The organism is Alicyclobacillus tolerans (genome assembly GCF_048984885.1).
GTDB lineage: Bacteria > Bacillota > Bacilli > Alicyclobacillales > Alicyclobacillaceae > Alicyclobacillus_I > Alicyclobacillus_I tolerans.
The window spans coordinates 67,434-86,678 of the sequence record NZ_JBMGNK010000003.1 but is presented as its reverse complement, the minus strand read 5'-3'; the positions used below and the strand labels follow the sequence as shown (position 1 = coordinate 86,678).

General features: G+C 48.8%; 23 protein-coding genes. 1 reads left to right on the top strand and 22 read right to left on the bottom strand.

Annotated features, from left to right (window positions below; all coding sequences use genetic code 11):
- Positions 1-144 precede the first annotated feature (144 nt).
- From ACOJUR_RS15790 to ACOJUR_RS15690, 21 genes are all read right to left on the bottom strand, one after another.
- Complete coding sequence (locus ACOJUR_RS15790; protein WP_203115663.1) at positions 145-642, bottom strand: hypothetical protein; 498 nt, start codon at positions 640-642, stop codon at positions 145-147.
- Entirely contained in the window at positions 639-1,025 is a 387-nt protein-coding gene (locus ACOJUR_RS15785; protein WP_420950646.1) for a hypothetical protein, read from the bottom strand. Before ACOJUR_RS15785 ends, ACOJUR_RS15790 begins: the two co-directional genes overlap by 4 nt.
- Before the next feature lie 21 nt (positions 1,026-1,046).
- Positions 1,047-1,211 (bottom strand): hypothetical protein, encoded by a 165-nt coding sequence (locus tag ACOJUR_RS15780; RefSeq protein WP_420950645.1) that lies wholly within the window; start codon positions 1,209-1,211, stop codon positions 1,047-1,049.
- 16 nt (positions 1,212-1,227) lie between these two features.
- Positions 1,228-1,395: a hypothetical protein gene (locus ACOJUR_RS15775; RefSeq protein WP_165612062.1), complete on the bottom strand. Its 168-nt coding sequence runs from the start codon at positions 1,393-1,395 to the stop codon at positions 1,228-1,230.
- 84 nt (positions 1,396-1,479) lie between these two features.
- Positions 1,480-2,325, bottom strand: coding sequence for a hypothetical protein (locus ACOJUR_RS15770; protein ID WP_420950644.1), 846 nt, complete (start codon positions 2,323-2,325; stop codon positions 1,480-1,482).
- A 13-nt stretch (positions 2,326-2,338) separates the two neighbouring features.
- A complete protein-coding gene (locus tag ACOJUR_RS15765) occupies positions 2,339-3,331 on the bottom strand; it encodes a hypothetical protein (protein WP_203115871.1) in 993 nt (330 codons plus the stop codon).
- Entirely contained in the window at positions 3,328-4,785 is a 1,458-nt protein-coding gene (locus tag ACOJUR_RS15760) for an ATPase, T2SS/T4P/T4SS family (protein WP_420950643.1), read from the bottom strand. The genes ACOJUR_RS15765 and ACOJUR_RS15760 overlap by 4 nt, the downstream gene beginning before the upstream one ends.
- Positions 4,782-5,798, bottom strand: coding sequence for a CpaE/TadZ family protein (locus ACOJUR_RS15755; protein ID WP_420950642.1), 1,017 nt, complete (start codon positions 5,796-5,798; stop codon positions 4,782-4,784). Before ACOJUR_RS15755 ends, ACOJUR_RS15760 begins: the two co-directional genes overlap by 4 nt.
- Entirely contained in the window at positions 5,795-6,487 is a 693-nt protein-coding gene (locus ACOJUR_RS15750; protein WP_420950641.1) for a CpaB family protein, read from the bottom strand. The genes ACOJUR_RS15755 and ACOJUR_RS15750 overlap by 4 nt, the downstream gene beginning before the upstream one ends.
- Positions 6,484-7,626 (bottom strand): hypothetical protein, encoded by a 1,143-nt coding sequence (locus ACOJUR_RS15745; protein ID WP_420950640.1) that lies wholly within the window; start codon positions 7,624-7,626, stop codon positions 6,484-6,486. Before ACOJUR_RS15745 ends, ACOJUR_RS15750 begins: the two co-directional genes overlap by 4 nt.
- A 96-nt stretch (positions 7,627-7,722) precedes the next feature.
- Positions 7,723-9,102: a lytic transglycosylase domain-containing protein gene (locus ACOJUR_RS15740; RefSeq protein ID WP_420950639.1), complete on the bottom strand. Its 1,380-nt coding sequence runs from the start codon at positions 9,100-9,102 to the stop codon at positions 7,723-7,725.
- The gene (locus ACOJUR_RS15735; protein ID WP_420950638.1) at positions 9,099-9,740 is read right to left on the bottom strand and encodes an HD-GYP domain-containing protein; all 642 of its coding nucleotides are present in this window, start codon (positions 9,738-9,740) and stop codon (positions 9,099-9,101) included. Before ACOJUR_RS15735 ends, ACOJUR_RS15740 begins: the two co-directional genes overlap by 4 nt.
- Positions 9,741-10,360: 620 nt before the next feature.
- A complete protein-coding gene (locus ACOJUR_RS15730; RefSeq protein WP_420950637.1) occupies positions 10,361-10,690 on the bottom strand; it encodes a TM2 domain-containing protein in 330 nt (109 codons plus the stop codon).
- Between the two features lie 94 nt (positions 10,691-10,784).
- Positions 10,785-11,210, bottom strand: a complete 426-nt coding sequence (locus tag ACOJUR_RS15725) for a hypothetical protein (protein ID WP_420950636.1) — start codon at positions 11,208-11,210, stop codon at positions 10,785-10,787.
- A 6-nt stretch (positions 11,211-11,216) separates the two neighbouring features.
- Positions 11,217-11,696 carry a hypothetical protein gene (locus ACOJUR_RS15720; RefSeq protein ID WP_420950635.1) on the bottom strand — a complete coding sequence of 160 codons (480 nt, stop codon included), beginning with the start codon at positions 11,694-11,696 and terminating at the stop codon, positions 11,217-11,219.
- A gap of 288 nt (positions 11,697-11,984) precedes the next feature.
- A complete protein-coding gene (locus ACOJUR_RS15715; RefSeq protein WP_420950634.1) occupies positions 11,985-13,991 on the bottom strand; it encodes a hypothetical protein in 2,007 nt (668 codons plus the stop codon).
- Positions 13,988-15,931 (bottom strand): VirB4 family type IV secretion system protein, encoded by a 1,944-nt coding sequence (locus ACOJUR_RS15710; protein WP_420950633.1) that lies wholly within the window; start codon positions 15,929-15,931, stop codon positions 13,988-13,990. Before ACOJUR_RS15710 ends, ACOJUR_RS15715 begins: the two co-directional genes overlap by 4 nt.
- A gap of 4 nt (positions 15,932-15,935) precedes the next feature.
- Positions 15,936-16,673: a hypothetical protein gene (locus ACOJUR_RS15705; protein WP_420950632.1), complete on the bottom strand. Its 738-nt coding sequence runs from the start codon at positions 16,671-16,673 to the stop codon at positions 15,936-15,938.
- On the bottom strand, positions 16,670-17,008 hold the full coding sequence (locus tag ACOJUR_RS15700; RefSeq protein WP_420950631.1) for a hypothetical protein: 339 nt from the start codon (positions 17,006-17,008) through the stop codon (positions 16,670-16,672). Before ACOJUR_RS15700 ends, ACOJUR_RS15705 begins: the two co-directional genes overlap by 4 nt.
- 17 nt (positions 17,009-17,025) lie before the next feature.
- Positions 17,026-17,391, bottom strand: coding sequence for a hypothetical protein (locus ACOJUR_RS15695; protein WP_203115857.1), 366 nt, complete (start codon positions 17,389-17,391; stop codon positions 17,026-17,028).
- A 13-nt stretch (positions 17,392-17,404) separates the two neighbouring features.
- Entirely contained in the window at positions 17,405-17,731 is a 327-nt protein-coding gene (locus ACOJUR_RS15690; RefSeq protein ID WP_238413786.1) for a hypothetical protein, read from the bottom strand.
- A gap of 218 nt (positions 17,732-17,949) precedes the next feature.
- Here ACOJUR_RS15690 and ACOJUR_RS15685 point away from each other — a divergent pair, with 218 nt between their 5' ends.
- Complete coding sequence (locus ACOJUR_RS15685; protein ID WP_420950630.1) at positions 17,950-18,543, top strand: hypothetical protein; 594 nt, start codon at positions 17,950-17,952, stop codon at positions 18,541-18,543.
- On the opposite strand, the gene ACOJUR_RS15680 is transcribed toward ACOJUR_RS15685, so the two are convergent.
- The gene (locus ACOJUR_RS15680) at positions 18,455-19,198 is read right to left on the bottom strand and encodes a hypothetical protein (RefSeq protein WP_420950629.1); all 744 of its coding nucleotides are present in this window, start codon (positions 19,196-19,198) and stop codon (positions 18,455-18,457) included. The two genes, ACOJUR_RS15685 and ACOJUR_RS15680, sit on opposite strands and share 89 nt — an antisense overlap.
- Positions 19,199-19,245 lie beyond the last annotated feature (47 nt).

Sequence of the window (19,245 nt, the reverse complement as noted above, 5' to 3'; positions counted from 1 at the left end):
GGCATCCCCTGTTATTAATTTTGTAATTTATTATATTCATAAATAACACCCTTGTATACTTGCGTATTTCACAAAAAAAGACAGAAGCATGTTGAGCATCATCGCTTCCGTCTCACCTGTCTTTGACTCAACGAATATTCCCTTTCACATCTCACCGTGGTAGCTTTCCACAACAGGTACCGCTTCGGTAATCGCTGGTACACCCGGCGCATGGCTTGGAATGGTAAATTGCACCACTGCCAGGATCGACGGAGCTGATACAGGCATATCCACCCCATCAGTGGTGTCCACGATCGTGGTCGGGAAGGCCGTCACATCGCTCCAGTCAAAATACGATACCGTCAAAATTTTCGGGGCCACGGTCAGCAGGGTGTTGGGATACGGTTGTAGTGTGGTTGGATTCAAGTCTAAATTTTCCGCCAACGACTGTTCAAACGTGGCTAGTGCAGCCGTTTGATCAAACACAGGTTCACCTGCTGCTACACTAGCCTCTGTCACATCCAGTGTAGCATCGTGATCGGCCAATCGCATGGCAGTTTCAATGCGTGTGTACGCGATTTCCTGCGTGGTCATGTTGAGCACTTGAATATGCGTCATCCCGTAGAGTACGACAAGAAACGTCACCATGAGTATCCACTTCATGAGATGGCCTCGCTATCCACCGTTTCAGAAGCTGTCAACTGCAAAGCATTGGACGCATTACTCGAAAAAAGGCTGATCTGACTCGGTATCGAAATCGTCAGACTCATGGGAGAGCCGACTGTAGTAAACGTGGTTGTCCCTTGCACCAGCACATCCTGGGGCGGATAACCAAGCGTATCCGCCACTGTCGATTGAATGGTATCCAGATCGGAGCTGGTGAACTCCCCCTTGATTTTCGCCTCGGAGAGGGCTGTATAGACGGCGGATTGGAGATACTGCTCTCTCACACCATTGATCATGTCCATATACGGCTGATAGTTCCAAGAAAGGACGATGATCGAAAGCAAAATTACAATGAGGATATTTCTCAACCCAAAGCTCACCAGCTCCGCCCTCCCTACTCGTTACGATACACTGTACGTTTGTTCGGCTTTGGTTAATTGTTGTCCCGCGTAATTTTGCGCGCTGGATTGCTGGTTGTTACTCCAGGCCATATAGCCTACTACCATGACTAAACCTGCCGCCAACGCAATTAACCCATACAACAACCATCGACTGACAGAACCCATGATTTCCTCTCCTCCATCATCTTGTCGCCAAATTTTGCTGCGTGATGTGTACCAAACTCTGACCTGCACTCGTGCTGGCGCTTTGCTTTTCCGCAGCAACCCCACTCACCACATTCGAGAGAACGGGTAATATCACCGCTAAAAGCAAAAGCAAACCCAAAATTGCCCGCCTGGTGACAGACACTTGCCCCCCTCCTTTCCGGCTAACTTAAACATATCAAATGGAATCACTTTTTTATCATCAACATTTCGTCATTTTTTGAAGCCGTCATTTCATAGCTGACTGCAAGATATGTGAGGTATAAATCTGCACCAACACATTGATGTCCCGATCAAGTGCCAGCAGCCCCATCATCACTAAACCCGTCGCCAACAAAGATCTCGCACTGATCTTGGCCTTAAAGTCAGCCTTGCGATCGGCCTGAAAGCTCTCATAGTTCGCTTGGAACACATCCAATGCCACCTTCGCGCCGCCCTCTTCCATTTGCCACAGCATATCGGTCAGCGTTTTGGCCTGCTTCGTACCGACTTCTTCCGCAAACCGTTCCAGCGAGGCTTTGGGGTTTTCCACATATGTCAGCAAACAACGTTGTAAAAACGGAGCCAGACGAGGCACACGCGGCCATTGGCGGCGCAATAAATCATAGACACTGACCGGACGATCCTGAAACACCAACACTTCCTGATACAACAAACGGTAGAGCAGATACACACTCCGATTGCGTTTTTTCGTAGCCTGCTTCTGAAGCAAAAGAAGCAAAGAGTGCATGGGGAAACCTTTATGCGGATCCGTCAACACCACAAAGAACAGCGGTGGCAATACGCCCCATAGTTGTCGATGCCAAACCTGAAACCCTGCCCAAACGAGTAGAAACGCCACGATCATCCAGCGCAACATCCGATAGGTGGAAACTTTCCAGGGAATATCGGCGGCATAAAATAACGTTTGCAGTTCGCTCTCCTCGGATCGGGATCGCATCTTGGCTCTGGCTGCGTACAACCTTCCCATCACACGCGCGCGTAACCGTATCCGTTCCGATTCGGTCTGGACACCCGACACAAAGAAAAAGACTGCCGGTATCACGCCAAGCGCTAAAACCCACCAGGCCCCCATCATCATTCACCTCCTATAAATCCTGCTTGGGACGAAAGAAGATAATCCCAATCGCAAACGATCCCAACGTGGCAAAGAGTGTCAGTACAAACCACCGCAAACCTTCACGAGTCGCAAATTGGTCATAGAGGATATGGTGTGAGAGTTTCAGTTGCAAGATGGCCAGGATGAGCGGCCAGAGCAAAAACGGCACAATCGCAATGAGGAGGTTGTCCGAACTGACCCACTTCTCGTCCTTTCTGGCATCTTCGATGAACTGAAGCTCTTTGCGAGTCATGGCCAATGACATCTCCACATCGAGTTGATCGAGAAAGGCGTGCTCCAAATCGTTCGCCAGTTGCAGTGCCCAAGTCGTGGACATCTCCTCGGAAAATCGACGCAGCGCGCGTCTGGCTTCTTCGGGCGTAGTATAGTTGGCCAACCGATCTGTCAGTCGAAACAAGGCCCGGCGAATGGGACGATCCGGCAAGATTTTGACCGTGGCTTCGAGCGCATGCATCATACTGTGATCGTGCTTGCGATACTCCGCCAACAGCGTATCGAGCAATGTTGAGATTTCATAACTGTTTTGTACGCCAATTTGATACCGTCTCACCTGTAACCATAGATAGGGCAGTCCCGTGACCAAAAGTCCAGCCATCAGTGCAAAAGCGAAACTTTGTACACCCACCAGACAAAAGAGAAAAGTCAATCCTCCGATACTGCCCGACGTGATGAGAAATCTTGGTACCACTGGATCTTTCGGACGTTTTCGCACGGTATAAATCAGCGTTTCCAGATGATGATTCACCCCATGTAACCATGTCTCTTGTTCCCGATCAGGAAGTGTGCGTTTTTGGAATCCTCCATGCACTCGCAGCAACTGCCGATGACCGAACCCGTAATACATCCTGCGCAATCGTTCGATGGTATCTTGGCGCAGTGAACGAAAGAGGATCAAAAACCCTGCGACTGCCAGAGCGTACCAAAATCCTTGCAACGCCAGATTGAGCACACGGTAGATCACCTTTTCCCACCTCCGATGGAAAGACGCCGGACGCTGGTCTCTTCCATCGGGAAGGCCGACGCCAGTGCTGCAAACTCGCTCTCAAACGCCTGGAGCAGTTGGGGCTGTACTTTTTGTCGCAGCCTGGTGAGTAATTGAGGCGGTATCTCATCATGAAACGTCCAGGTCTCGCTTGGCTTGTGGTAACGCATCCAGGGTGTCACTGTAAAGCTTTCCGTGTCCGGATCATAGTCATACGCATGAACTTCGAGGACGCGTTTTTTTCCTTGCTCATCCTCCCCCATCACGATGACCACATCGACACTTTGAGCCGCACGAATGTAGGCTGAACGAAAGTCCAGATTGGCTTGTCCTTCAAGCATCAAGTGCGCCAGTTCCAAAGGAATATTCGCTACATACTGCCCGTGATAACTGCCCAGCCAGCCGTCCGCTCTTTCTCTGGACTGTATGGCCAGCCACACTTCCTGGCTGCGAATCTCCGGAACCAAAATGTAGTGGGCATCCGAGCGTAAAAACGCTGGAAAAAGAGATTCCATACCATCCAACTCAGACCTCAGCGCGATGATATGAGCCGCCCTTTCGGGGAAGTCACGTCGAAGGTGCGCTTCAAACGTGCCCCGTTCCACCGTCAGTACATCGAGATTGGGATCACGGGCTCCGTAGATGACCTTCAAAAATGTGGTCTTGCCTGAACGTCTATGCCCCGTCGTCAACATGGAGAGCATCAGGCGACTCAGTTGTTTCCACCACTCCACGCTCTCGGCAGGAATCGTCCCCATCTTCGCCTCCTCTTCAAAACTGTAGGTGCGAAAGAGGTATTGGCGGAAAACCAGTGCCAGGGTTTCGGATAAAGGCGGCGTAAAGATGGTCACGCGTGTCCCGTTCAACATATCCACTTGCGTCCAGTTCTGTTTGTGATTCACCTGGGTCGACGGATCTTTCAGGGTCAGCGTACGCACCAGTTTTTCAACTTGCTCGATGGAATCAAAGCGATACGGTTGCAGTTCCTTCGTGTTTTTCCCAGGAACACCAAACAGGATATCGACGCCATTGACCATGGCAGACTCCGTGGGTTCTCGAAACCATGCGGCCATCGGCCCGAACCCGTACAAGTGCTCAAAAATCGCTTCTTCCAAGCTTCGATAGTAAGACGGATATTGGGTACGGCGATACACCGGCTCAGCTCGTAAAAAATCGCGAATCTGCTGAAAAAAATAGTGTTTCGCTGCCGCGTCCCCGACCATCGCCTGATGCTTTCTGGCCAAAAACGTCTCATCATCCTGACCCTTGGCCCCTCTTTGCAACAGCTGCGCATCCATATACGCCGAAAACGCGGCGAGCGCCTTATCAAAGGGGATATCCCCAAACATGCGCACTTGCTGTTCCTGTACAGCTTGCAGGTATTGATCGGCTCGAAAGGGGTGTTCGGGTAAAAGCGATTCTATCGTTTTCATTTCACCACCCGCTCTCTTTTGGTATCGATAACGGAAGTCACAATGGTTTCCAGAGCTTTTTTCGTGCGTCGATCATCGAGAAAATACTGAATGGGATCGGGTTGTTGTTCAGCGTACATGTCGAACCGATCCTGATAAGCAATCCCTGCGACTGGCAACATCCCTAAGGATTTGGCCAGCACTTCCTGCTTCCCGTACAACTGATTGCCCACCAGCATCCAGTGTTCCGAACTCAATCCCATCGGCTTCAAACAGTAGTCCATCTGCTGAAAGTATTGCTGTTGTGCCGAGAACCGATCACTGGACACACAGTACCGATGTGTCGCCTGACGAATTCCTTCGAGCGCCAGCGCCGTGTTCAGGACACTCCCCACATCCACGATCACGACATCAAACGTTCTTTTGGCCACGGACAAGAGGAATTGGACGTCCTCTGGCTGGAATTCCAGCGCATGTAAAGCGTTACGCAAACCCGGTAAATAGGACAGCTTGTGGCTCATCGTCACCATGGCTGTTTGCAGTGTCGCCCCATCTATACGCTTCGTTCTGACGGATGAAAGCACATCGTCCAGTGCATGATCTTGTTCTTTGAGCATCCAAAATCCAGGATTGTAGCCGTTTAACCCGATGACCCCCACATGGCCCCCGTGCATCTCGGTCATGACACGACCCAAAGCCAAGGCAAGCAAGGTCGTCCCTACACGCGGTACCACGCCCCACAAAGCCAGTACGGGTTGGTCCGAGAGTGTTTGTCCACGCAGCAAGTGAGGAATGTCTCCCGACAAGACCAGCTGTACGTCCTGCGCTCTCGCAAAAGCGTCCAGGACGGGATCTTTTTCCTCCACTAGATAGTAAACTTTCCCTGTTGGATGCTGTTGTCGCCAGGCGTATAGTTCACTTTTGGACACCTTGCGGCTGTCAATGATCACATCCTCGCGCGTCGCACTCAACTCTTCCAATGAGGAGACGAGTTCCATTCCCTGTATGGTTTCTAATTCCCCTAACACTTTCAAGACCTTTGCCCTCCTTGAGCACTTCCGGATATCAACAGCTTTTCTCCCTCTGCAATGGCTTGGGCCAATTCGTTGGTTTCACTCGTGGTCAATTTCACATCGACTTCATTCGGTACACCTAAACCGTTCACCGGCGCCCCTACGCCAGAAGGTCCTGTGATCGGTGGTGTGGTGACAACTTCCTGATTGTTCGAGGTATGCACGGACAAAACCAATACGTGTGTCAAACTACTCAAAGCGGGCAAAGTCGTGGGTTTCCCGGTACCAGACCCCATCGTGGACGGTAAAAACGTAAGGGTAACAAAATCTCCCGCACGAAGCGTGGGTGACATAGAAGCAATCCAGGATTCTGCCAGCGGAACATCTCTTGTGCCTGGCGTGATCGTGAAAGGATTCGACTGAATCTCATCCACTGTAATGACTTGCTTAGGACCCAAATGTTCTGAAGTATATAGACCCGCTAACTCCTGCACGTTTGAAACAGCTCCTACAGGCACATCCTGACGCGGCATAGACTCTTTCATCCAATCGCTTGGGGATAGCGGTGTATCTGGACTCAAGTCGCTTTTCGCTACCCAAACCGTTTCGCTGTCCAGTTTCGGAGCAATGTAGGCGTTATACATCATGCTACCTCCAACCCCAATGACAAACAGCAAACCCGCCAATGTATACTTCATGGCTGCGTTCAACGTCTTTCCTCCCATCCCCATTTCACCAGTGGTTCCAAGACATCCAAGTGTTCCTCGACACGAAAAAACCGTCCTTCCCATAACGCCCGTTGCACTTTCTCCGGTGGCAAATAGGGGAGTGTAACGGGTGACTCAAACACGTCTCTAGGTATCCGCACCACACTCGTCCACTTGTTCATGACGGTAATGAGCTTGTCTTTGGCTAACTCACGCAATTTCTGATATTTCTCTCCCAAATCCGGCAAAGCCAGATAAGTGGGATCGCAATCAAGCACACACCACACTTGATCGGCGAGAGATAAAAGAGTTTCGTCGAGATCATCGGCATCCACAATCGTCAAACCTTGTTTTACGTACCGCAACACAACCGGAATCCACTTTTCATCCCGAATACTCTTTCCAGGTGGTAATGGAACCAGTTGTACGCCTTCCTTGACAAAGGCCTCTCCCTTGCCGTCTTGCGTCCAAAACTTGACCTTGTCTAGTGGCTTTTCTATCTCCAATTGAAAGTACTCCCAAAGACGCGGCCAGGACCTTGGCCCTTCCAGAATCGTCACAACCATCCCCGGTTGTGTTTCCACACAGGTCTTGGCCAAAAGTTGTGCCACTGTCGAGACACCACTTCGAGGCCAAAGTCCCATGACCACCCAAAGCGCGGATGGAGGACGCGGGTTTAGAACAGGCGATTCCGGAACTTTGCGAATCGGCCAACGAAAACGACTTCGTTTCTTCGCTTCTGCCGCTGCCTCCACGATGGTCGGCACCGACGTTGCCTTGGACTCGGGAAGGTATCTCGCTACCTCTTGGGGCGAACGGGGATGTTCCAGCAGGTCTTCCAATTCTTTGAGCACCATTTCTTCCCCAAAGAAGAGAAAATCATAGACCCGATAGAGACACAGTTGTCGTTTCCACTCCTCTGTCTCTTCCGTCTTACTGCCGACATACACGATGCGTGCACCCGTTTTTTGTACGGTATGCAGTATTTGAAGCAATTCCGCCCGATCTTTGGCTATCCACTCCGAAAGAACCACGGTATCCTCTGGTGTAAAACGAGTTTCCTGTACTTGTTTCGGATAGATCAGCCACTCACTCCCCGAAAAACGGTCCCGCAAATCTACAGGAAACGCCAAATACAACATGCGGTTCACCTCCTAATGTCCAATCTAACGTATTTTTTGTTCTGATATTCGTCAAATAATCCTCATTTTTACGGAACAAATCTTCGTCTTTTATTTTTAAACGTCTCCAAAATACTTTTGTAAAGCAGGTATCCAACTGCCTGCGATCGCTTGGACATACTGTAGCGTTTGACTGTTTTGAGCCACCGTATAGCCTTGCGCCAAAGCTTCTTCCTCCGCACCCCCACCCGCATTGTAGGCGGACAACGTTTCCTCCACATTCTCTCCAAACTGGTGATAGAGTTCCGAGAGATAGAGACTCCCAAGCAAGATGTTCATGCTCGCATTGGACAAATCGGACATAGCTTGATTGCCAACCGGTACGCCGCTCACCACCAAACCAGCGGCGGTGGACGGTTCCACTTGCATGAGACCCATTGCTCCCGCCGAAGAAGTCAAAATCCCTCCAGGTCCAAAGCCGTGTTCACGCCCGCCGGACTCTTGATAGATCACTCCAGCGATGAGAACAGCAGGTATCTGCAACGCATGAGCCACTTTCTCGATATACGAGCGATAACGAAGAATGTTTTGAATGACGTTTCCGCTCGGTGGGGCAATGGGACCGATGCCGCCGAGTCCAACTACACCGCTTGAATAATCCACGACATCCACCATCGCTTGTACATAGGGATCGGAAAGCGTATCATCTACCGCAGCCATGAGTGCGGCTAACAACTGACGATTGGTCTTGGACTTTTGGAGAACCTGTGTATGTCCGCCCAAATGGGCAGGAATGTGTTGCAACAGCGACCATACCCTCGACCAACGATAGTTACGCTGGGTATTGGACCACTCTATCTCTCGTGTATACGTGCCACGATCCGTATTGCCGACCATTCTCGATACCCAGTGATAGTGATTGGTTAACGAACCATCCCACACGTTTGCGGATAGAAGCATGGTCACGGGCGTGATCGTTTCTGACTGGTGATGTTGGATATGGCCATTTTTCGAACGGGTCGTCCAATAGTGAATGGTGACATCGTCATAGGTTTGCCAAACGAATTGAGACTGGAGATACGATGCATACCGATGGGCATCAGGAGGAGAGAGATTGTTCTCCACTTTCCCCACCGCCAACAACACCGCCGCAGGTAAACCCGCTTGTTCCTCCTGTACTTGTGCAATTTGCGCGGCGCTCAACCCTTGCTGCCAGGCATCGGCTACTTCCGTATCATGTGAAAAAAGCGCTTGTTCCTTCGCTTTGGTGGCACTATTGAACTGGATGTTGCCGTTTTTCCCAACCGTGCCGTCCCCTGTGGACTGATAGTCCCCGACCAGAAATCCCAGGAGAGAGATTCCTGCCAAAACCAATAGCCCGATTCCCAAGACATTCCCAAGACCCGCTGAAACAACCAATCTTTGGACTACCCACGGAAACAAGTCTTTCGGCTCTGTAGGTATCTCCAATACGGACAGAATTCCTTTCTTCTTCACGATGTGCGCCTCCGAAATCGCTCCGGGTGACGCATAACCCACTCAACGACACGCGCATCCAGAGTTACCCCCGACAGACGCTCCAACTCTTCCAACGTATCCGTCCATAACCAGGCTTCTTTGTAGGTGCGCTTGCTCTGCAAAGCATCCAGTACATCGGCCACTTTGACGATTCTCGCATGCAAAGGAATCGCTTCACCAACCAGGCCATCTGGATAGCCGGAACCATCCATGTTCTCGTGATGACTGCGCGCAATCTGTTTGGCATACTGAAACAGTAAGGGTTCCGGCAGATGATGGATCAAGGAAAGAGACCACTCTTCGATGAGTTGTTCGCCCACAATCGTGTGTTGCTGCATGCAGATTCGTTCTTCAAAACTGAGCGGATCAGGTTTGAGGAGAAGCTCGCGAGGAATGGCCACTTTGCCTACATCATGAAGCAATGAGGCGAGATATAACCGCTCCGTCGTCTGTGTATCTAGTCCCATATACTGTGCTAGCTTTTTGGCGTTGTCGGCTACCCGATGAACATGCCCCGTAGCATACAAACGATACTCAGCCATGTCCGCTAGATGGTGAAAAAATACCTCGTAAATCGCATGCACATCGGTTGAGTGCGATGACAAAAGTGTGTTCACAAGCACATCCCTCCCACTTCTAAGTTAGCAGGAAAGATGTTTAATAGTTTGTCAACTTTTCCTCATTTTTTAGGGGAGAAAAAACAGAAAAACCACCCGCATCTCCATGCAAGTGGATTCAAAAAGAATCTACTGTTTCTATGCTACAATAGCTATAGAAGCTAGACTTCTCCAACGTATGTTTTTGAGACGGCCACCTGTTGTGAGGCCCGCAACGCATAAGATGGGTACATCTTTTGCAAGGGGGTGGCCGAATTTGAAGAGATTTCGGTTTTTGTTTCGGTGTTTAGGATTCACTATCGAATTGGAATTAGAAAAGTTCCGCAAAAAGCGAGAAAAGAATCTCAATCCCGACCAAAAACCGACAACCAATCCTTGATCTAAGCTTGCCAGAGCTTAGGGATTGGTTGTCATAATCACACTTTAAATTATTCTTTTCTGGCCCTTAACATGCGTTGCAGGCCCAAGATATCCTCATCTGTTCGCAGCAGATGGGGATATTCTTATATTCACCCATTCTTTTCTGTTTTATTATATCACTTTTTTCTTCAACTATATCATTTCCATGCAAATGGATTTCAGAATAGATTGGATTCGAAACGCTCATGCGCGTCTCGTTTTTATTCGCTTTTTTCCTCTGAAGCCGTTGTAGTCGTTACAGTGTGGTACAGAACATCTGACCCCAAACTTCTTCTAGCCATACCCGGTATCAAAAAAAGATCAACCAGGAGCCACAGATACAAAACACCCAAAAAGAACCAGCCCACTACAAAAACTGCCGTGGCCCAACCAATAACACCTAGGATTAACTGGACAATACCTGTGCCGATCCGCCCAAGATAAAATCGATGAATGCCCAAACTACCAAGAAAAAAACACAAAACATACGCTAGTACCATGTTTTTACCGACCACGACCGTTGTCGTTGTGGTGGTTTGTGTGTTTCCCATTGCCCCAACCCTCTTTCTGGTGATTTGTAGAAAATACAAGCAGGTTTATTCTACAAATTTCTACATATTCCTTCCTAATTCGACTAATTTTGTATTAGATGTCCTCTAATCGTCCTTCCATGATGGCTTGCCACATCCGACGACGAATATGTCGAGTTCGATAGCGCCACTGGAAAAACCGATACCGACGATAGAGATACACCGCCCAAATCAAAAACGCGATTCTTGGCCAAGGCAGCGGCAACCAAAAGATATACACCGCCCATACCAGATAGTAGGAAACTTTCCACAATTCAATTTCCACAAACCTGTAATATCGGGAAGCTTTGAACCATCGAAATTTCCCGAACACTTGATCCCCCATCAAGATGAGCAATACGCTGGCAGGTGCAATCCCAAAAGCAATCATACCTGGCACATACCAGGGTATCACTCGATGAATCGTATGAAACACATGGGCTTCCCACGAAAAATCCGGAATGAGCAAATACAACCGCACCAACATATGCCAAAACGCCATACCCAATCACCCTCTCTTCCTTTTTCCGGGGATCACCTTAAAGCGACTACGCTTGTCATACGCCGCCATTTCGACCTCTTCTTCTGATGTTTCCGGCGAATGCGCTCGTACCCAAGCCGTTAATTCTTCTTGTTCGAGACGGGTTTTGAGTTTTTTTCTCTGTTCTTTGTACATTTCCCACTCTGAATATGTCATTCCTGACTTTAATCGATTTTCGTGGTCTTTTCCCCATTCTCCACTTTGATAAAAACACTCCATCGCCGGCATGACCATTCCGTAAAGCATATATATTCCAAGCCAAGGAAGAGAGAAAAGATCAAATAATAATTCCGTTCCTGGATAGGGCAGCGCAAACCATAAGATATAAAAAATTATCAGCGCAATAACCGATACCCAAATTGCCCCTTCCTGAATATCCGGAAATTGAACACTAGTCCCGTCCGTGACGGCATATACGTGTCGTATAGGATAAAAGAAAATCCACAACATGTAGCCCACATAAATCGCGAGTACTATCGGTCCCCACCACGGCAAAAACGCCCGCATGTGATGACACCACTGACTAAAATAGAACATCCATCCATGCAAATGGGCCACCCCCTACAGCTATCTTTGTTGTCTCTATCGTATCATCTGGATGAATCCCCCATGGCTGGCATCCACACTTTTTTCGCTTGTGGGCAAGATTAAGTTCGTGATACGCTATGTCCATCACCACCCACAAAATTGGCACCTAACCTCCGCCAGGTTCGGTGCCATCTGCCTTTTTTGTCCTCACCGTCGATAGGCTACTGCATTTCGTGCGTCATTCAAAAATGCGGGTGTTTTCGCTTTGTGTTCGGCCACCGGATCTTTATAAACCGGAAGATTGACCTTGCCTTGAAGTACCAATTCTTTCGCCTGTTTATCCTTTTGGGCCGGGTGGTAGGCACTGTATGCCTGACGATACGCTTGTTGAGTTTCAAGCGAGTACCGAGATAAATGGGTCCAGTGTTTTCCCCCCTGCCAAAGTCGCTCAAACTGTTCCACTCGCCTTTGAGCCACCTCCGAAGACAATCCCGATCCTTGCAAAGCCTTGTGTAACTGCTCTCGCGCAGTATTGTATTTTTGCTCAGCTGCGGACGGTTGAAACTCATGGGTTTCTGGATCGTAGAGATGAGTCATCGCAGGAACTCGTTGCATGGCCTCATTTCTCTGTAAGGCATCCTGAAGATGCATACGCAAGGTATCCAGTTTTTCTTTCTTGTTTTCCGCTTGCAATAAGTGCCTTTGCACACCCGATGCCAGCCCTTTTGCACCAGGCAAGGCTTTCACTTTCTCATGATGCAATCCTTGCAAGATTTTGGGTGAAATCTTTCGGCTGACGTATCCTAAGGTTCCACCTTCATTTTCCCAGGCTTGTCTCTTGACAGCAGCCCACGTCCCAAAATGACTATTTTGAAGTCCTTGTCTCATGTCTTGATGCGTTCCTTTGATCGCGCTGGCCGTACGTGATTGAAGGATTGGTGTCAACGGATGACGGTTTCCCGTCGCACCCGAGCGTCCGCCACCACCACCTGTTCCCATCGAACTTCCCGGCGAACCTCGACCTGCTGTTTCCATACCGGCACCACCCGCGCCAATTGCATCACCTGAAGCGCCTCCCATACTCTTCATCATGACGATATCATCAGCGGTGGCTCCTGCTTGTATCGCACCTGCGTAGGCTTCGCCATGTTTTTCAATGGCCTGTTTGGCTATTTTAGAACCCCACTTTTGATCGGCTATTTTCAAGCCCCTGCCTACGGTTTGTTTCGCAGCGAACTTGCTGGAGTGGATGGCTGCCTTGCCTGTCACATCCATCGTGGCAGCGGCTCCCCCTGCCATGGCCAAAGTTCCCCACGCCATGCCATGTCCCGAACCGAGCACAGACGTGCCAAACCCTTGCGCCACCACGTCAATCAGCTTTCTGACATACGTGGCCGACAAAAGGAGACCTATCGTACCCGAGAGGGCGACAAAAAGATCGGCAGCAGTCAAGGCTGCCCCACTTTTCGACGGTGACGCTACCGCAGAGGAAACCCCATACACCACGGCCTGGCCAAACGGTACCGCCATTTGGTAGATCCACTCCGTCCACCACATTTTCGTGATGCCACGAGTTTTATCGTTCGCGTAAAACGCCATCGCGAGCGGGAAAAAGATCATCCAGATATAGAGAAAGATGAGACGAAATTGATATACGATCCAAATGATGATCGAGAGTACCGATTGAATCAGGTTGACGATAGAATTGAGCAAGGCCTGGTTACCGCTCGTTTTGAGGCTGGTCCAATTTTCTATCGGATGGAGGTTAATGAAATAATCACTCAGATAGAAGAACATCTGTGTAATGAGGACGGCAAAGTGGCTGCCACCCACGATGAGCACCATGGCCACAAACAAACTCACGATCCCTTTTTTGAGACGATCCCGTTGTACGGCGCTCTCTTCAGCTCGTACGATCTGCATCACCAGTAAGTACACGGAAGCCAAAAAAAACGCCCATCCAAACGCTTCAAAGGCTGTGGCAAATCCACTCAACGTCGATACGGCATGCTGATCGATGAGATCCGAGAAGTTCCCCTCTCCCCAACTCGGATACTGATTCAAGTTTTCAAAAGGAAAGAACCCATGCAAAATCACATTCCCCATGGCGGTGTTGGTCAAGCCCCGCGTATTCGTAGCCGTGTTAACCAACAGTCCCACACCGTTCGCAACCAAGTTGATGACGTTCGCTAAAATCCCCGCAAACCAGTTCATACTGTCACCCACCTTTGTCGCTGACGCATCCGTTCGGCTTCGCTGACCACATACGTCGTGTTATAGAGTTCCATCTCCAGTTCCGATGGATTCACGATGTTGGAAAAACGTTCCTCTCCTACGATCCACAGCGCCTGACCTTTGCTGTAGAGCTTCAACATGTCAAACTCATGGTCCTCGATGCCCGTGATCTTCATCACCGCCTCACGGTCATTTTCAAGCTGTTTCAATAAAATTTTCATCGAGCTGTTTTGTATGATGGCTCGACCATGTGTATTTTCCGAAAACTTGAGGAAGTCCTGGCTGGCAGCCATCGCAGAGCCCGAATACTTGCGAAATCTTCGATAGATATCTTCAATCGCCGCGGCTTGATACGGCGAATCGAGGAGTTTTTGCGCTTCATCAATCACCACTCGCTTGCGCCGTTCCGGATTCTTCTTCATGAATTTTTCGATCAGCCATTCCAGAATCACCTGCATCCCCAGTTGCTTGGCCATCGACTTCTCACTCAATCCGGAAACATCAAAATGAATGATTCGCTCTTTTTCCAGTTCGCTCATCGAGACCGTACTGTAACAGTCAAACATGCCCTCTGTCCCGCCTTCTTTAAAGCGCCGAAGACGTAGTAGCAGGTCTTTTAAGCGCGAGTCGGTTTCTGCAACCTGTTCCAACTTGCGATAAAAGTCAGAAAACCGAGGTTGAGGGCGGTACTTATATCGCAACACCCGGTCCCCTTTGACATCCCTTTCAAACTCCGCTTCCTCTTCACGTAAGGAAGCTGGATCTTCGGTAAAACCAAAGTCCACCTCATACATCTTTTGTAAAAGTTCATTCACCACTGCCGAGGTGTAGGCATCCAGAGGATCATGCTCTCCGTATAGATGAGCCATGGTCAGAATGAGCCGTTCCATCTCCGATATTTTGCCCTTCACATCCACATACGTGCGATAGGATCCATCCGGCATTTTTTCGGTTCCTTCTCCGATTTCAAACGGATTGAACCGATGTTCCGAGCGTTCGTGAATCCGATAGGATGTACCGCCTAAGGCTGCTGTTAGGGCACGGTACTCTCCATCGTAATCCAGGATCGCGTGCTGTACGCCAAAAACGGCCGAACGCGCGATGAGCGCTTTGGTCAAAAAGCTCTTGCCACCTCCTGAAGTGCCAATGACAAAGATGTTATGATTCACAAGGTCTTTGTGCCAACAGTCCAACCGATTCAAATGACCGCTGGTCCAGTCTATCCCAATGGGCACGCCATATTCGTGACTGAAATGAGCATTACTAAAAGGAAACGCATTCGCCAAGGCCGATGAGGTCATCTCTATCGGATGCCGCAACACATTCAGCCCAATAGGAGCCACTGCTTTTAATCCCAAATCGTGTTCTTTGTAGGCTTCCCGGATGAGAAATCCATCAAATCCTTTGCGTTCAATCCGTTCACATGCAGCTTCAAACTCATCCCGATCGGGTGAACTGACCGTAAAGATGATCGTCACATAAAACAAACGCTCCAACCCCAGACGCAATTCCTCGCGCTCTTTTTCAAGTAGACTGTACTGTTGTTGTAAAAAGGCAATCTGTTTGTTGGTCCCTGCTTTTTGCTCCGCGAGAATATCCGACTCGATTTTTACCATCATTTTCGTTCGCTTACTCATGGCCAGAGAGGAATCGGCCGGTTCGACGTGGAGCGCCACATGCACATCCGCCCCTACTTGAAAAAAGCTTCGCAGATACCCAAAGTCGAGTGTAGACGGCAGCGCTGTGACATAGTACGTTTTGGTGAAGCCGCTTGGGGAGACATACACTTCTGTGTCCTTGACTTCCAGTCCATCTGCGACCGTCATCAGATCGCGAAGAACAGGTGCGTGTTCCCCAAGAACGCTGGGATCTTCCCAAAGAACGGTTCTTTTTTTGTTTCTCCCACCAACAAAGCCCATGGACTCAACCCCTTTCTTCCTCTGGAATGTCATCGGTACCGGTGACTCGCGGCGCATGCATTCCTCGTTGTAAAGCGTCTCGATAGCGTTGAGTGATGGCCCTTTGGCGATGCCAAAAGTTCTGAATCGCTTCTACTACCTGATGAGGCCGCAACAGCTCGTACCGAATTCCCATATCCGACAGTCCCTCGACCATGATGCGTTCTTCATTGTGAAGCCGTTCCAACTGCACTTCTTCACTTTCTCCTCCTACTTTCGGCAAAACACTCATGACTAGGAGATTTTCACGATCGGTTCTCGGTTTTTGAGCTTCCTGTTCGAGATGCGCCAACAAATGTTCCGAAAAAGCCGAAAACGCCTCATTGTTCACATCCGTTATGGTTTCTTGAACAACCTCTTTGGCGTAGTGGAGATAGTCGGTATAGTTGGCTCTGCGGGCTTGAACCGAAATTTGAAACGGATTCTCCATGCGTTGAAGCGTTTGTTTGAACGTTTCACGAAGTCGAAGAATATCTTGCATGGACAAAGCGAACAGATTGATGTCGCCTACGCGTAAAATCCGACGAAATTTCCCCTCTACCTCTAAGGTCCCATCTTCCCGAAAGGAATCCATCGGCAAAAAGTCTTGTAGCGCGCCCTGCACTTTCTTTCGAGATCGTGACGGTCGCTGTTTCTTTTGATCTCGCCAAACAAGCCAAACCATGACCAGGACCAGGACCGCCCCAAGAATCAACCCCTTCATACCTTCCCCACCTCCTCTCGATGCACACGGATACGATAGGTTCGGTCATACAGAAAGAGTTTGGGACGTACATAAAATCGAATCGAAAGCCATAGTATTTCTGCCACAGAACGCCCATTTTTCGTGGTGGTTGCAAACCACAGTCCGATACCTGCCCCGATTCCAAGCGATAGAAACCGGGAAACACCCAAAAGCGGCGCAATGCCATAGGCTAACGCCATCACCGGAGTCGAGAACAGGACTCCGGTGAAAAAGTGTAGGAGATGTCGGGTGCGCAGGCCTGCCACAAGCGTTTCCCCTTCCGTCATAGGTACAGGTGAAACCACTTCAAGCATCCGATATCCCTTCTTTCTTACAAGTTGTGCTGCCCAAAGTTAAAGAGTGCGCCCGCAATAACGCCAGCTCCCCCAAGAAACACACCAGCAATGGCCACATACCAAAGATGCGTTTTGGCTTCTTCGCGTTTTTGAGCGTGGTGGGAACCCGCCATAAATCCAATGATCGCCTTATACAAGTGGAATAAGAAAAAGGCACCCGCCACAGCAGCAATAGCCGTTAGGCCCCAAGACACAAGACTGTTGATGATACCGGATACCGAACCTCCCTTCCCGGATAATGGATTGGTAATTTGAGACTGTGCGTCTGCCGTCATGGTGGATCCCGCCACGATCACACTTACCGCTGCTGTGGTAGCCCACCCTCTGAGCGATTTCAACATGTTGATCTCTCTCCTATCCATGCAAGTGATTGTTAATGGAAACCAATATGCCAGGCAAAAGGATCGAGGCTACGAAGCCCAAAATGGCATAGAGGACAATGTGAGCCCCCGTCCGTTTGATGCGACTGTTGTGTCCAATCGCACCCACCACAAAGACCAGTGCCCCGACCAGGACCGCAATTTCCGACAGATAGTAGATCCACGCAAACACGGTCTCGATGAGCGAACCAAAGCTGTGTGTGATCTGACTTAGAAAGGTAAAGGGATTGATGGGATGAAATCCTAACTGTCCAAGCGTGTTCGTGACATTGGGGATCTGTGGCGCAACATTATTCCCCACGTTCGCGCCTCCTTTAACGATCGTTTGCGAATTCCCTATCCTCCTTTCTGTTCTACACAAGCGTATCAGATATTTAGTTTTTAATACCTTCATCTTTTCGTCATTTTTAATTTTTGTTTTATGACCATTCGATTGATTTATCAAAGATAAATATGAGAAAAAGTTGATGATAATTTCGTCATTTTTTCGTGATAACCTAAGAAAAAGGGGGAATTTACATGGAAGAGCAGATCACTTATATAGACCGAGTCAAACACGTGACATCTGAACACCGGACGGTGAATGAGGCGCTTTCGTTTGCGCAAACGATTGAGGAGAAGGCGGAGCAAATCCGGATTCTAACGGCCAACGAACATACCGAAGTCACCGTGTACACAGAAGCGGCGATTTATCACTTTGATCAGTTTCGCGCCGACTATGTGGGACATGCCTCAAAAGCTCTACTGTCTCTCTTGGAGCATTTTGGCGTATACTTGCCGATGACCTATTTGACCGCTCATCAAAGTATGGATATTTACCTTCAAGGCAATAAGATCGTCACAGCCGAAGAGAAAGAGTATCCTATAGCTCGTCGAGGTGGTTTGTACGAGTTGGTCGAACCCGTCCAATGGATGATATCTTCAGAAGTGTTGGACACGATATACCAACTCGCACAAACCTATGATCTTTCTCCGGTTGAACTCGTCGAGAGTGCCGTAGGTACACTCGTTCGATTACATGAACTCAGCGCTCTACATCAAATAACATTGGATGAAATTTTTCTCGCTTTTTCGAAGATGGGGACTCCTTCTCCTGTCGAAGTGACATCGTAAGTTGTAAGAGTGTTTTTCGTTTGGCTGGTGTCATCATCAGCCAAACTCCCCTCCCCACTTTGAATTTCAACTCTTTTTGCATGCGATCTACAGTCGAATCACTGATGTTTAAATACATGGAACAACTGGTGCGACTGCACTTTTGGATATAGTACAAGTCTAACAATTGAGCTAGTTCATCCCGATCAATAAAAGCACGTATCATGGTAATAAACTCATCTAATTGTGTTTTGTATCTTCGCAACGCTGATTTTTTCGAAGTTCCTTTTTCTGAAAGTTTTAGTTCAATTTCTTCTTGTGCATGAACCAAGCTAGGATAACCCTTTAAAATATGGTCTCCAATGTCAATCAGTTCTGAAGCTTCAAGTTCTTGACGTTCTGTTAATTCCAGGATAGGTAGGATCCGTAGATTAGGGTCTTTTATACCGTGAATTGGCCTCCAACCTTCATCGGATTGATATTTCACCATGACCGCTATATTTTCTCTATCAAAATCATGTCCCAGCACATTTGTGATCTTTTTGAGATTTTCCATCATATCTTTGGCATAATCCCGACTTTGCAAATAGGTGGAATCTTCACCCGCAGCAATAAAATAATCTGATTTTTGAAACGCATTGCAAATTTTTTTGGCGTTGAATACTTTACCCTCCATCGAATCATACCCCCAACATACGATATCGCTTGATTGTCCAATCTGAA

What these genes read in the sequence shown, in the direction of transcription:
- ACOJUR_RS15705 (WP_420950632.1), bottom strand. Translation starts at nt 16,673, where the DNA reads ATGAAGGGGTTGATTCTTGGGGCGGTCCTGGTCCTGGTCATGGTTTGG.
- ACOJUR_RS15780 (WP_420950645.1), bottom strand. Translation starts at nt 1,211, where the DNA reads ATGGGTTCTGTCAGTCGATGGTTGTTGTATGGGTTAATTGCGTTGGCG.
- ACOJUR_RS15770 (WP_420950644.1), bottom strand. Translation starts at nt 2,325, where the DNA reads ATGGGGGCCTGGTGGGTTTTAGCGCTTGGCGTGATACCGGCAGTCTTT.
- ACOJUR_RS15710 (WP_420950633.1), bottom strand. Translation starts at nt 15,931, where the DNA reads ATGGGCTTTGTTGGTGGGAGAAACAAAAAAAGAACCGTTCTTTGGGAA.
- ACOJUR_RS15760 (WP_420950643.1), bottom strand. Translation starts at nt 4,785, where the DNA reads ATGAAAACGATAGAATCGCTTTTACCCGAACACCCCTTTCGAGCCGAT.
- ACOJUR_RS15680 (WP_420950629.1), bottom strand. Translation starts at nt 19,198, where the DNA reads ATGGAGGGTAAAGTATTCAACGCCAAAAAAATTTGCAATGCGTTTCAA.
- ACOJUR_RS15790 (WP_203115663.1), bottom strand. Translation starts at nt 642, where the DNA reads ATGAAGTGGATACTCATGGTGACGTTTCTTGTCGTACTCTACGGGATG.
- ACOJUR_RS15715 (WP_420950634.1), bottom strand. Translation starts at nt 13,991, where the DNA reads ATGAACTGGTTTGCGGGGATTTTAGCGAACGTCATCAACTTGGTTGCG.
- ACOJUR_RS15745 (WP_420950640.1), bottom strand. Translation starts at nt 7,626, where the DNA reads ATGTTGTATTTGGCGTTTCCTGTAGATTTGCGGGACCGTTTTTCGGGG.
- ACOJUR_RS15700 (WP_420950631.1), bottom strand. Translation starts at nt 17,008, where the DNA reads ATGCTTGAAGTGGTTTCACCTGTACCTATGACGGAAGGGGAAACGCTT.
- ACOJUR_RS15695 (WP_203115857.1), bottom strand. Translation starts at nt 17,391, where the DNA reads ATGTTGAAATCGCTCAGAGGGTGGGCTACCACAGCAGCGGTAAGTGTG.
- ACOJUR_RS15730 (WP_420950637.1), bottom strand. Translation starts at nt 10,690, where the DNA reads ATGGGAAACACACAAACCACCACAACGACAACGGTCGTGGTCGGTAAA.
- ACOJUR_RS15685 (WP_420950630.1), top strand. Translation starts at nt 17,950, where the DNA reads ATGGAAGAGCAGATCACTTATATAGACCGAGTCAAACACGTGACATCT.
- ACOJUR_RS15725 (WP_420950636.1), bottom strand. Translation starts at nt 11,210, where the DNA reads ATGGCGTTTTGGCATATGTTGGTGCGGTTGTATTTGCTCATTCCGGAT.